The following is a 13543-nucleotide window of genomic DNA, read 5'->3' on the forward strand; positions in this document are numbered from 1 at the left end:
AAAGCCATGTGTTATTTTTTTCATATATTGGCAATATTTAAGTTAGTTTATACCATCTATTAGCTCAAAACCTAAGTAAAACAAAGCTGCTTTGAATTATGTAAAGCTAATGGATTAAAAAGATATACTTTCCACATACTTTTGAAAATGTCATTTGTGGTATAATTATGATATGTTGGTACTATTATTAGACATGCTCAAATACTGCCATGTCCCCTACGGGCAAAGCGTTGCCCTAAGGCATAGTTAAGCGGAGCTTACCTAAAAGGACAAGTCAAGGAAAATGTTTTTAACAAAACATATAGGAGTGCATTAATATGAATATATTCAAAATAAAATCAAATAACGAAGACTTGGGGCAAACCCTTGTGGAAAACCTTTTCATAAGCCATTACATGCCTTCTGCTCCAGCAAACCATGTAAAGGTCTACCTTTTGGGACTCAAATATTCCCAAAGCTATGTAAACAATATGCTTTCCAATGAGACTGTCGCAAAGACCCTTGGGATTTCCTGCGACGAGGTTAATGATGCATGGGGATATTGGACGGAGCAGGGTATCGTAAAGCTGTATCCATATACAAACGCAGGGTCTGATGGAGGCTTTACTGTGGAATACCTCAGTATCAAGGAAATTGTATTAAATATAAAGGAAAAGAAAGAAATCTCCGGCAAGTATAGTCCGGAGCGCATTATAGCCGCCAGGGGCAATCAGAGTGTGAGAGAGATGTTTGACTGCTTCCGCAAGCTGTTTGGAAGGGAACTGTCACCCAATGAGCTTTTCGTCTTTCTTGATTGGATGGACGACTACAACTTTCCTTCTGATGTTATTATGCTTCTGGTGGAGGACTGCATATCCAGGGATAAGAAAGACATGCCATACCTTAAGCAGGTTGCAAAGAACTGGTTCGATGCGGGCATTGACTCTTTGGAAAAGGCTGTCCAGTACAATTCACGACATAAGGAAAAGTGGCAAAAATACAGTAAAGTGCGTAGCTTCTTAAGGCTTGGCCGGCAGCCAACCTCAGCAGAGGAAGAAATGCTGCAGAAGTGGTTCTATACCTTTGAATACAGCGATGATATCATACTTAAAGCATGTGAGCTTACCGCAAAGACCTTGAAGCCTTCGTTTTATTATATCGATAAGATATTGACCGAATGGCGTGAGAAGGGCCTTTCTACTATACAAGAGGTTGAAGCATACCAGGTAAAGACTCCGAAGGAAGACAAGAAGACATCAAAGAATCAGAAACCCTCCTTTAATAATTTTACGAATCGTACTTATGATTCAAAAGCCTTAGAGGAAGCATGGCTAAAAAAAAGCAGGGGTGAATTAAGTGAATAATAGCCAAGATATCTTAAAGCAATATGAATTAATACAGAAAAAAAATAAAGAAGAGACAGAACAGCGCAAACTCACCCTTTACAGTAAGCTGCCACGTCTTAAACAAATTGAAGATGAATTGGTAAGAGTAAGTATAGACATAACGCGCGCCATACTTAATGAATCTCAAATTGCTGAAGCTCTTCTAGAACAGCTTAGAAAAAAGCAATTGGATTTAAAAGTAGAGAAAGCTGAAATACTCTCTGCCAATAAGTATCCTATTGACTATTTGGATCCCATATATCTATGTAAAGCGTGCAAGGATACGGGCTTTATCAGCTTTAATAAATGCAAATGCTATAGGCAGAAAGAAATATACTTGAATTATGAACAATCAAATTTAGTATCTACACTCAATAAAGAGAACTTTGAACAGTTCCGTTGGGACTATTATTCCAACGAGCCTGATGAGAGCGGCAGATCCCCTTTAAAAAACATGCAGGAAATATACAGAATGTGTATCGACTTTGTTGAGGGCTTTGATAAGCATGATACAAACTTGTTTTTTATTGGCAGCCCGGGACTTGGAAAGACATTCCTCTGCAACTCCATAGCCAAGGACCTGCTGGATAAGGGAAAAAGTGTTCTTTATAAGACAGTACCCGATTTAATTGATGCAATGAGAAAATATAAGTTTGACTTTGACAATGAAGAAAACAATATGCCTTATTTACATGAGATATATAATTGCGACCTTCTGATAATGGATGATTTGGGTACTGAGCTTTCCACACAGTTCTCCAATCAAGTTATCTACAATATATTGAATAAGCGAATAATCAGCAGCAAGAAGATGGTTATATCCACAAACTTAAGTGTTCCTGATTTTCAAAGCACATATTCCGAAAGGATAGTGTCAAGAATTATTGGTAATTTTGAAGCATGTAAGTTTATGGGGAAAGACATAAGACTTAAAATGAAAGGTATCTAACAGCAGCAAAACTTGTTATTCCAGCTAAATCAAAATTTGCTTGAATAACAAGTTTTGTTTTTTATTATCCTATGATATAGAAATGAAAATAGCTTATATGTAAGGAGGTTCGACCTTGGAAATTAAAAATGTAAATGATAGCATTGTATTTAACGACAAAACCTTTACAAAACGTGTACTTTTTGCAACAAATGATGTGCTGAGCTTTGTGCTTAATATGAAAAGAGGCCACGTACTGCCTGTACATAAGCATGAAAATACTTCTCTGGTTATGATAGTGCTCTCCGGAGGCGGAGAAATACAAATAAACGATGAAGTTGAAAAGCTGACAAAGGGCTCTGTAGTATATGCAAAAGGCGAGGATGACTTCAGCATCCCATCAGTTACAGAGGATATGACTGTTTATGTAACCATAAGCCCCAACCCAACGAATCAATTGTATTCAAAGGAAATAGGTTAGTGCTTAAATCAAAAAAACAAGAACCGCACTTAACTCTCAAAGTTAGTGCGGTTTTATTATCTAAAAAATAAATGGAGCTGGTGATGGGACTCGAACCCGCGACCTGCTGATTACAAGTCAGCTGCTCTACCAATTGAGCTACACCAGCATTAAAAAAATGGCGACCCAGAACGGGCTCGAACCGTCGACCTCCAGCGTGACAGGCTGGCATTCTAACCAACTGAACTACTGGGCCATGTTTTTTTCTCAATCAGCAATATCTATTATATATAAAACCTGGCTGATTGTCAAATGGGTAATTTTGTAGTTTTACACTTTGTTTCCCTTTGTGCTTTGGGGTTTTGCTGTTTTTCCTCCGTAGCCTCCAAGGTACTCCGCAAATGCTACGTACTACATTAAGGAATTTTGGTCTTTTTTTCTCCGCTGCTTCGCGGGCTTAAGTTGCTCCGCATATGCTACGCATCAAACTAAGGAATGTTAGCCTTTGTTCCTCCACTGCGTTACGGAAAAATTGGTGGGGACAATAGGGCTCGAACCTATGACCCTCTGCTTGTAAGGCAGATGCTCTCCCAGCTGAGCTATGCCCCCGTAAATGTGGTGACCCATAGGGGATTCGAACCCCTGTAGCCGCCGTGAAAGGGCGGTGTCTTAACCGCTTGACCAATGGGCCAATTTTAATGGTGACTCACCGGAGGATCGAACTCCGGACACCATGATTAAAAGTCATGTGCTCTACCAACTGAGCTAGTGAGTCAAGATGTGAGCAATTTCTGCGGCTCACATTTATACATTCTACAATGTTACAGTCATTTTGTCAACACACTTTTTATATTTTCAATAATCTTCCAAGAATCACTCTAAAACTCATCTATTACTATTGTCTGATTCCTTTTTGGTCCCACTGAAAGGAGAGATATCTTCGTTCCACACAGCTCTTCTATTCTTTCCAAATATCTTAAGACGCTTGTTGGCAGCTTGTTGTATTCGGTTATTCCGCTTATATCTCCCCAGCCTGCAAACTCTTCATATATCGGCTCACACTTTTCAAGATCCTCCAGGCTTGCAGGGAAATCTCTGATTATATTGCCATCCAGCTTGTAGCTCACGCACATTTTAATAGTAGGAATATCTGAAAGTGTATCCAATTTTGTAACTGCTATACCTGTCAGTCCGCTTATCCTTGCAGCATACCTGACTATTACGGCATCGAACCAACCGCATCTTCTTGGCCTTCCTGTGACTGTACCGAATTCATTGCCTTTGGCTCTTATATGCTCTCCCATCTCATCAGAAAGCTCTGTGGGGAAAGGACCCTTCCCAACTCTAGTTGTATATGCCTTTACCACACCTACGGCCTTGTTTATGAGAGCCGGACCAACGCCCGCACCTATGCAGACTCCTCCGGCAACCGGATGCGAGGAAGTAACGTAAGGATATGTTCCAAAGTCCAGATCCAGCAGTGTACCCTGTGCACCTTCAAAGAGCACGTTTTTATCTGCCTTAATGGCATTATAGACCAGCACTGAAGTATCTACTACGAAAGGTCTGATCTGTTCCGCATAGTCCAAATATTTAGCGAGCATTTCATCATAGGAATATCCGTCAAAATCAAATATCTTTTTGAGATATGCATTCTTGCTCTCAAGATTGCTCTTCAGCTTTTCTGCGAAAACATCCTTTTTCAACAAATCGCATATCCTGATGCCTATTCGCTCCGTTTTATCCATATAGCAAGGGCCTATTCCTTTTTTTGTGGTCCCTATATCATTTATTCCCCTTTTAAGCTCCGAAAGCTCATCAATCTTTTTATGATAGGGGAATATGACATGTGCTCTATCACTGATTCTAAGATTTGAGGTCTTGATACCCCTTTTCTCCAACCCTTTTATTTCTCCCAGAAATGCTTCAGGGTCCAGAACAACTCCATTGCCTATTATGCACTGCTTATCAGGATACAGTATTCCTGATGGAATAAGCTGCAGCTTGTATACCTCATTACCAACTTCTACTGTATGTCCTGCATTATTTCCGCCTTGGTATCTTACAACCACATCAGCCTTTTCTGCAAGGTAATCAGTAAGTTTTCCTTTTCCTTCGTCCCCCCATTGGGCTCCCACTATTACCAACGATGACATATATAACACCTCTTTTAATTATTTTCTCTTGTTTTATTAATGCTTGCTGTATTCTTCTCCAAGCAGCCTAGCAACATACACGCCACTTGCTGATGCTTGAGACAAGGAATGTGTCACTCCTGAGCTGTCGCCTAAAATATATAGTCCTTTTATCGATGTCTCAAGATTATTATCCACTTCTACCTGAGAATTATAGAACTTCACTTCAACACCATACAATAAAGTGTCTTCATTTGCTGTACCGGGAGCAATCTTATCCAAAGCATAGATCATCTCTATTATATCATCCAACTGTCTTTTAGGAATGACAAGACTCAAATCTCCATATGTAGCATTTAAAGTAGGACTCAAAAAACTTTTCTCCATTCTTCTGTCGCTGGACCTACGTCCCTTTACCAGGTCCCCAAAGCGCTGCACCAGCACTCCACCGCCCAACATATTGCTCAGCCTTGCTATGGACTCCCCATACTCATTGCTGTTCTTAAAAGGTTCTGTGAACCTGTTGGAAACAAGCAGTGCAAAATTTGTATTCTCTGTATGGTACTTAGGGTCTGAGTAACTATGACCGTTTACTGTCACAATTCCATTGGTGTTTTCTGTAACAACCTCTCCATGTGGGTTCATACAGAAGGTCCTAACCAAGTCATTGTATTTCTCTGTTCTATATACAATCTTACTTTCATATACCTGGCTTGTTATATGTTCAAATATTGATGCAGGAAGCTCGACACGCACTCCAATGTCAACCCGGTTGCTTTCTGTCTTTATACCTAGCTTCTCACTTATCTTAGATATCCACTTCGAGCCTGAGCGACCTGTGGCAAGAATCAGCCGATGACTGGAGTACTCTTCCTTATCAGTTGCAACAGAGAACACCTCTCCTCGCTTTTCAATATCCACCACTTCAGTATTGAATATTATGTCTATCTTATCCTTAAGATAATCATATAGATTGTTCAGTATAACCCTGTTCCTGTCTGTACCCAAATGCCGCACCTTGGCATCAAGCAGGTGGAGGTCAAACCGTAATGCTTTTGTTCTTAGTTCATTGTTTTCTGTAGAATAAAGCCTGGCTTCAGCACCGCCCATTTTGCAGTTCACTTCGTCCACATAGTACATCAGATCTAAAGCTTCGTCCCTGCCAACATACTTGTAAAGATCCCCGCCAAAGTTATTGGTTATGTTATATTTTCCATCAGACATGCCTCCGGCTCCGCCAAAACCGTTCATAATACTGCATGTTGGGCAGTGTATGCATGACTTGATTTTTATATTATCTATAGGACATACTCTTTTTATGAGCATATTTCCTTTTTCAAGCATAGCGACCTTTATCTCCGGGTTGTATTGCATCAGCTCATATGCAGCAAATATTCCACTTGCACCAGCTCCGACTATTATTACATCATATTTCATATAGACTGTGGCCTCCTTTACTCAGACAATATGTAAAAAACAGTGTTTTCTATAATATGGAACACATTTTTACCCAAATTTCATCCTAACAGAATATGCATTTTAAGTCAATACAACACAGCTTTATTAAATATTTCACTAACTTTCGCAGTGCAATTATCTTCATTATTATATGGAGTTTGTGCAATAAATATGGAGTATGCAAACACTTTTTTGTGTTTGCTGGGCAGAATATGTAAACTGTTGACATTTTTCTCAATATTATTAAAAAAAGAAACAATCGTAAGAATCATAAGTTTCCGAATATTCTGATTCACACTATCCACATTATCCACAGAGATATGCACATATGTTCGATTGGCTGTACAAACCCACTTGTATCAATATTTATACTACTATGTATATTTATTTGGTTAGCTTTATGTTAATCCTTAAAATGCGTTATGCACAGTATCCACAGGTTATGCACAGGTAAAAGCAATGTGCATGTTATCAAAAAACAAGAAGCCTTCTACAAAATACTACGAAAGCTCCGATATAACTACAAAAATTTTAATATTATGTAAATTAACTGTTGGCTATGTATTTCTCTTTATTCACAAACTTTGTGAACTGTCCAAGCCAAACCAGCTCAACGTTTCCTGTAGGACCGTTTCTCTGCTTGGCTATAATAACCTCGCCTATGTTCTTTTTATCAGAGTCAGGATGGTAGTAGTCATCCCTATAAAGGAACATGACCACATCGGCGTCCTGCTCTATGGCTCCGGACTCTCTAAGATCCGAAAGTATCGGTCTGTGGTCTGCTCTCATTTCCGGAGCACGGGAAAGCTGAGAAAGTGCAACTACCGGTACGTTGATTTCCCTGGCAAGCGCCTTTAGTGATCTAGATATTTCAGATATTTCCTGCTGTCTGTTGTCAGAGCTGCTTTTGCCCTGCATCAGCTGAAGATAGTCTATTACTATAAGCCCTAGGTTATGTTCCAGCTTGAGCCTCCTGCATTTTGCCCTCATTTCAGTTATTGATATAGCCGGAGTGTCATCTATGAAAATTGGAGCTTCCGAAAGTGGTCCCATCGATCTTGCAAGCTTTACCCATTCATCCTCATTAATATCACCTGTCCTCAGGCGATGCGCATCAATAAGAGCTTCTGCACAAAGCAGTCTCTGGGTAAGCTGCTCCTTTGACATTTCAAGGCTGAATATTGCAGTTGTAATTTTCTCCCTCACTGCGGCATGCTGGACAATATTCATCATAAAAGAGGATTTGCCCATGGAAGGTCTTGCAGCAATCAGCACCAGATCTGATTTCTGAAGTCCTGAAAGCATACCGTCCAAATCATTGAATCCGGTTGGCACCCCTGTGAGCTTTCCCTTGTTGAGATACAGCTGTTCTATCATGTCGAAATTTACATTCAATATGTTCTTTACATGGGTAAAGCCCTGAGTTGACCTATTTAACGAAATGTTAAATATGCCCTTTTCCGCGCCATCTATTATTTCTCCGATATCCTCCGAGGCCTGATAGCTCTTGGAAATTATCTCATTTGATGATTTAATAAGCCTTCGGAGCAACGACTTGTCCTCGATAATTTTAGCATAATTTTTGACATTATGAGTAGATGGAACAGCATCCATAAGGTTGGTCAGAAAAGTTATTCCTCCGACTGCATCCAGTGTGTTCCTGGTCTTGAGCTTTTCGGTAAGTGTGATGAGATCTACCGGCTCACCTCTGTCATATATATCCACTATCGCTTCAAATATCTCTTTGTGGGCTTCCCTGTAAAAGTCCTCGCCGCCAATCAGCTCTGTTGCGGTAGATATGGCTTCCTTATCAAGGAGCATGGATCCCAAAACAGACTGTTCGGCCTCTATACTGTTGGGAGGTATTCTTTGTATCATATCGCTCAATATCATCAACTCCTCGGAATTACTATTCCTCAAACATAAATCTGATCATTTCTTGAATATTGCCTGCAGTAATTATATTTATACCATCTATCCCCTTGGCCTCATCCTTGTTCTCCTCAGGGATAATAACATTCTTAAAGCCCGCCCTTTTAGCTCCGTATATCTTTTCCACAATGCCCCCAACTGCCTTGATAGAGCCTCTTATGGATATTTCCCCGGTAATACAAGTGTCCTGCCGTGCCGGACGTTCCAATACCGCCGAATACACAAGACAGGTCATTGCCGCTCCTGCCGAAGGTCCGTCGACTTTCCCGCCGCCTACGCAATTCACATGTATGTCGAATTTATTCATATTCCTGCCGGTTATATTTCTTACAACTGAAAGGGCATTGAAAAGAGAGTCTTTGGTCATGCTTCCTGCTGTTTCATTGAACCTTATACTGCCTGTCTCATCTTCTCTTGTAAAACACACCGCTTCAAACTCAATAACACTGCCAAGAAAACCATTTACGCCAAGACCGTTTATGCGCCCAACTTCTTTTGTACTTCTTGCCTTTTTCTTATTTACAGGTACGAATCTGCCTTTGCTTATTACATCCTGAATGCAATCAGTGGATATCTCGATATTCTTATCTTCCCCGCTGTCACATATCCTGCTGCTGTAGCAGTCTGCCAAAATATTAACTGCCCTTCTGGCTTCATAGGTGTAACTGCTTATAAGCTCCGCTCCCTCATCACTTATACCTGCACCAAGCTTATTTGCCGCATTTTTCACTATCTCACTTATATCAGGGCCGTTGAGTGGATTAAAGAAAACCTCTGTGCAGCGTGACCGTAGAGCCGGGTTTATATCTTCAGGAGATCTGGTAGTTGCTCCTATGAGTACAAAGTCAGCCGGAGCTCCTTCCTCAAACAAAAGCTTTATATAAAGCGGTATATTCTCATTATTAATATCATAATAGGAAGAATCAAACTTAACCTTCTTATCCTCAAGCACCTTGAGCAGCTTGTTCTGGAACATCACGTCCAATTCACCTATCTCGTCTATAAAGAGCACTCCTCCATGGGCTTCTGTGACCAAGCCTGGTTTGGGCTCAGGAACACCCATCTCAGCAAGCTCCTTATTAGCACCTTGAAAAATAGGGTCGTGCACTGATCCTAATAAAGGGTTTATTGACTCTCTTGGATCCCACCTTAGTGTCGTAGCATCAACCTCAACAAATTTGGCATTCTTATCAAAGGGAGTGTATTTCCTGCCCTTGGCAATATCCAGGGCAAGACGTGCGGCAGTGGTTTTTCCGACCCCTGGAGGCCCATACAATATCACATGCTGTGGAAAGGGCGAGGCTATCTTGGATATTAACGCAGTAACAGAGTTTTGCTGCCCTATTATTTCCTCTTGTTTTTTGGGACGCATCACGTCCATTATTGATTTTGAAAGCTTTATTAGCTTCATTCGCTCCAAGTCCGCATATTTTTTGAGGGTAGAAGCATTTTCAATACCTGTATGCTTTTTGATTACCTGAAGCTTCATTTCATTCAGGTATTCTTTTTCCCTTGTCTCCATACGTAACAATACTTCTTTTTTTATACCGTCTTCTATATACCTCTTGGCAGCAACATCTGAAAGCTTGTCCTTAATATCTTCGATTAAAAACTCCAGCCTATCCTCCGCGATTTCTTCGGTTTTCATTTTGCCAGATACTATTTCATGCAATACATAAACCTTTTCTTTGTTATCCATAACGCTGTCTAGTTTTCTAGTTTTTTCACTAGAATAAAGTTTTTTCGTGAAATCAACAAGCACGTCAATTGATACATCTTTGCTGCGAATACTGCTATGATTATGACCCAACTTTAATACCCCTTCCTAAGATATCCTATTCTTCAATTACCTTCACATTTACCTTGGCAGAAACCTCTGGATACACCTTGATTTCAACCTGGTAAGTACCTAACGTCTTGATAGCATCGTGAAGCACCACTTTCTTCTTGTCTACTACTATCTTTTGCTGTGATTTTATTGCATCAGCCACATCCTTGCCTGTAATAGAACCAAATAATTTACCGTTTTCACCGGCTTTTGTCTTGAAGCTGATTTCTATTTTGCTTAGTCTATCGGCAAGTTCCTTAGCGGCTTTCAGTTCCATATCCTTCTTATTCTTTTCAGAGCTTTTCTTATCCTCTATTTCTTTGAGCCTACCTGATGTAGCCTCTACCGCAAGCTTTCTAGGGAATAGAAAGTTCCTCGCATATCCATCGCTGGCATTAACCAATTCTCCCTTTTTACCCAAATCCTTAACATCCTGTAAAAGTACAACCTTCATTTATCTTTCACCTTCCTTAAGATATTCCTCTACCGCATTTTTCAATAAGCTTATGGCCTCTCCCATAGTGAAGCCGGAAAGCTGTGCACCGGCTACAGTAAGATGGCCGCCACCACCAAGCTTTTCCAATACTACCTGCACGTTGATATCCCCCAGGGACCTTCCGCTTATGAAAATATCCTCGTCTATGCAAGATAGCACAAAAGAAGCATTTATGCCTTTGATATTCAGCAGCTCATCAGCAGCCTGCGCAGCGACCAGTGCTGGATTCTTTGCATCCTCAGGTATAGTGGAAATAGCAATATTGCTCTTGAACATCTGTGCAGCCTTGACCACCTCAGCCCTTGTAAGGAAAGTCGCCATGTCATCCTGGAAAAGCTGCCTTGTCAACGTAGTATCCGCCCCGATCTTTCTAAGATAGGATGCGGCTTCGAAGGTCCTTACCCCCGTCTGGAATGAGAAATTCTTGGTATCTATAAATATTCCTGCAAGTAACGCTTCCGCTTCAATTTGCTTTACCTTGGGCTTTTCAAACATATATTGAAGTATCTCTGTAACCAACTCGCTTGTAGAAGATGCATAAGGCTCTATATAGGTGATAACTGCATCCTCGATGAACTCAGTGCCTCTTCTGTGGTGATCTATGATTGCAATTTTCTCAGCCTTGTCTACAAGCAGTTTTTGCTCCGTAAAAGCAGGCCTATGCACATCTACAACCACCAAGAGAGTATTTTTCCCACATTTCTGAAGGGCTTCCTGAGGGCTTATGAATACATCCCGGTATTCCTCATCCTCCTGCAGCTCTGCCCATAGATTTGCAATTCCGGCATTCACTTTACTAAGCACTATGTTTACTTCCTTGTTGAGCCCCTTGCAGCACCTATATATGCCCAAGGCAGCACCCATACAGTCAAGGTCAGGCATTTCGTGGCCCATAATAAGCACATCATCAGACTGCTCCATAAGCTGTCTCAATGCATAAGCTATAACCCTGGCCTTTACCCTTGTCCTCTTTTCAACTGCCTTTGTCTTGCCTCCATAGAACGAAAGCTTTTCATTATCTTTAACAACAGCCTGATCTCCACCCCTGCCTAAGGCGATATCCATGGCACTCCTGCAGAACTTCTGAAGCTCCGCATGTGTCTTGCCGTTTACTCCTACGCCTATACTGAGAGTGACTGGTATCCTGTTGCCGGAATTAATCTCTCTGATATTGTCCAGTATATCAAACCGCTTATCCTCAACAGCAGTCAGCTGCTTGTTGCTGAAGTGAAGCATATATTCTCCGTTTGAGTACTTCTGTATGGATGCATTGTTTTGCGCCGCCCATGCATTTATTCTCCTGTCCACTTCTGCCACCAGAGCGGGTTTTGAGGCTTCCTCAGTCTCTTTAAGCACTTCTTCGATGTTATCCATCTGCAGAACAGCAACCACTGATTTTTCATCATTGTATTTGTTCCTAAGGCTGATAAAATCTGTTTTGTCAACAAGATACATTATTATGATGTTCTTTTCCTCATTGTTCTCATTCAGGTTTATTAGGTTGCAGTATATATCATAGTATCTTTCTTTTATGTTTATATTTTTGAATTCTTCCATCCCGTTCTTAAGTATCCTGCCAATGTCTACTCCGCTTAAATAAGTGGAGAGCTTCTTATCGAGTATGTATTCTCCTTGAAATATATTCGAAAATAGCATATTGTACCAATTTATTATCCCCTGATCATCAATAATAACCAGCGGGAAGGGCAGGTTCAGAATGGCATTTTTTGTTGCAGTATCTACGTTCTCTGATAAGTTCTCTATATATAATCGGAGCTCTTCTTTTTTTCTGTTTGCTGCTTGGAGGTTGTGATAAATAAGATATCCTAAAAGCAGTGCACCTGCCACGGCTAGCAGCACGTTATAATAGCCTACTATAACAACCGCTATGGCAATTATCCAAAGAGATATGCCTACATCAGGCCCCCACAAATTGGAAATTTTACGTAGTTTCATCTCACACCTCCCGGATCTTTAGACTCCAGCTTTCTAAAGTTGAGCACCAAATCTAATATGCCAATAAATCCAATAAACTGCATAAAGGCGAGTGCAATAATAACAACGATTGTAGTTCTTAGGGCTTTGGGAATACCTTGTCTGTCCCCATAAACCTTTGAGTAGTACACAAGTACAGATACCCCGATAGCTGAAAAAATCAACATCAATACTGTTGTAATATTCAAAGCAATTGCAGTAAACCCGGGAACCTTGAAATATGAGGCCACCCCTGCAAGTACTGCCATTCCAAGCAGAATTAATGAATATGGCTCTTTCAGCCTCCATTTTGAGAATTCCTCTATATCTGGTATTATATGCCCTATCCTTTTAAGTATCATCCTTGTAAGCTTATAATCTATTAATGCAAATACCATGCCCGATACAACCAACGCAGAGGGAAAAATCAGCTTCATCATTCCTACAGTTTGGCTGAAATAGTCGCTCTTATACTTCAAATCCTTCTCAGCCATACCAAACTGCCTGTAAAGCTTCAAAGACATTTCCAGCGACTGTTTAAAGGTTGTGTCTAAGCTGGCAAGAAACTTAAATGCATCAATTCCTGATGCTTTTAATGAAAGCAAGAACTCCCCTACCATGGTAAATGACAGTACTACGCCGCACAAAAATACAACTGCGTATGGGTTTACCCTTTTATTTATCATATAACCCATCAGTATTCCCGGAAGACCGAAGCCTACCAGGAGTCCCACCCCCACCAGGGGATGCGTCAATAAGGATACGATGAGTCCTGCTGACATGGCAGATAATATGCTTGCCTTCAGACCGTTCCTATAACCTACTATTATTACCGGTACAGGCCAAAGCATTGCTAATATTCCAAGATACTGCATGTAATAATATAATATCCCTAAAAGTGCAGTAACACCTGCAAAAATAGCGCCTTCCGCCAGTGCCTTTGTTTGTATTCTATTCATCCTGCACCT

At 40.7% G+C, this 13543-nt stretch carries 10 protein-coding genes and 5 tRNA genes; 3 read left to right on the forward strand and 12 right to left on the reverse strand.

The features are described from left to right. The first annotated feature begins 317 nt into the window (after positions 1 to 317). The 3 genes from VEB00_04275 (at position 318) to VEB00_04285 (ending at position 2773) form a co-directional block, all read left to right on the forward strand. The gene (locus VEB00_04275; protein HYF82232.1) at positions 318 to 1343 is read left to right on the forward strand and encodes a DnaD domain protein; all 1026 of its coding nucleotides are present in this window, start codon (positions 318 to 320) and stop codon (positions 1341 to 1343) included. Then, entirely contained in the window at positions 1336 to 2313 is a 978-nt protein-coding gene (locus VEB00_04280) for an ATP-binding protein (GenBank protein HYF82233.1), read from the forward strand. Before VEB00_04275 ends, VEB00_04280 begins: the two co-directional genes overlap by 8 nt. 115 nt (positions 2314 to 2428) lie before the next feature. Beyond that, the gene (locus VEB00_04285; protein HYF82234.1) at positions 2429 to 2773 is read left to right on the forward strand and encodes a cupin domain-containing protein; all 345 of its coding nucleotides are present in this window, start codon (positions 2429 to 2431) and stop codon (positions 2771 to 2773) included. A gap of 72 nt (positions 2774 to 2845) precedes the next feature. Here VEB00_04285 and VEB00_04290 read toward each other — a convergent pair. The 12 genes from VEB00_04290 to VEB00_04345 form a co-directional block, all read right to left on the reverse strand. Next, a tRNA-Thr gene (locus tag VEB00_04290) sits at positions 2846 to 2921 on the reverse strand. A 10-nt stretch (positions 2922 to 2931) separates the two neighbouring features. Further along, positions 2932 to 3008, reverse strand: a tRNA-Asp gene (locus VEB00_04295). A gap of 277 nt (positions 3009 to 3285) precedes the next feature. Then, positions 3286 to 3361, reverse strand: a tRNA-Val gene (locus VEB00_04300). 7 nt (positions 3362 to 3368) lie between these two features. Beyond that, positions 3369 to 3443, reverse strand: a tRNA-Glu gene (locus VEB00_04305). Between the two features lie 8 nt (positions 3444 to 3451). Next, positions 3452 to 3527 (reverse strand) — tRNA-Lys (locus tag VEB00_04310). A gap of 103 nt (positions 3528 to 3630) precedes the next feature. Then, complete coding sequence (locus tag VEB00_04315) at positions 3631 to 4908, reverse strand: adenylosuccinate synthase (GenBank protein ID HYF82235.1); 1278 nt, start codon at positions 4906 to 4908, stop codon at positions 3631 to 3633. Between the two features lie 36 nt (positions 4909 to 4944). After that, entirely contained in the window at positions 4945 to 6324 is a 1380-nt protein-coding gene (locus VEB00_04320) for an NAD(P)/FAD-dependent oxidoreductase (GenBank protein ID HYF82236.1), read from the reverse strand. Positions 6325 to 6891: 567 nt separating this feature from the next. After that, a complete protein-coding gene (gene dnaB, locus VEB00_04325) occupies positions 6892 to 8223 on the reverse strand; it encodes a replicative DNA helicase (GenBank protein ID HYF82237.1) in 1332 nt (443 codons plus the stop codon). 31 nt (positions 8224 to 8254) lie between these two features. Beyond that, positions 8255 to 10087 carry a Lon family ATP-dependent protease gene (gene lonC / locus VEB00_04330; GenBank protein ID HYF82238.1) on the reverse strand — a complete coding sequence of 611 codons (1833 nt, stop codon included), beginning with the start codon at positions 10085 to 10087 and terminating at the stop codon, positions 8255 to 8257. Positions 10088 to 10112: 25 nt separating this feature from the next. Then, positions 10113 to 10559, reverse strand: coding sequence for a 50S ribosomal protein L9 (rplI, locus tag VEB00_04335; protein HYF82239.1), 447 nt, complete (start codon positions 10557 to 10559; stop codon positions 10113 to 10115). Continuing rightward, positions 10560 to 12557: a DHH family phosphoesterase gene (locus VEB00_04340; GenBank protein HYF82240.1), complete on the reverse strand. Its 1998-nt coding sequence runs from the start codon at positions 12555 to 12557 to the stop codon at positions 10560 to 10562. It lies immediately after the preceding gene. Beyond that, complete coding sequence (locus VEB00_04345) at positions 12554 to 13534, reverse strand: DUF2232 domain-containing protein (GenBank protein ID HYF82241.1); 981 nt, start codon at positions 13532 to 13534, stop codon at positions 12554 to 12556. Before VEB00_04345 ends, VEB00_04340 begins: the two co-directional genes overlap by 4 nt. Positions 13535 to 13543: the final 9 nt, after the last annotated feature.

The organism is Clostridia bacterium, from assembly GCA_035628995.1.
Taxonomy (GTDB): Bacteria; Bacillota; Clostridia; order Lutisporales; family Lutisporaceae; genus BRH-c25.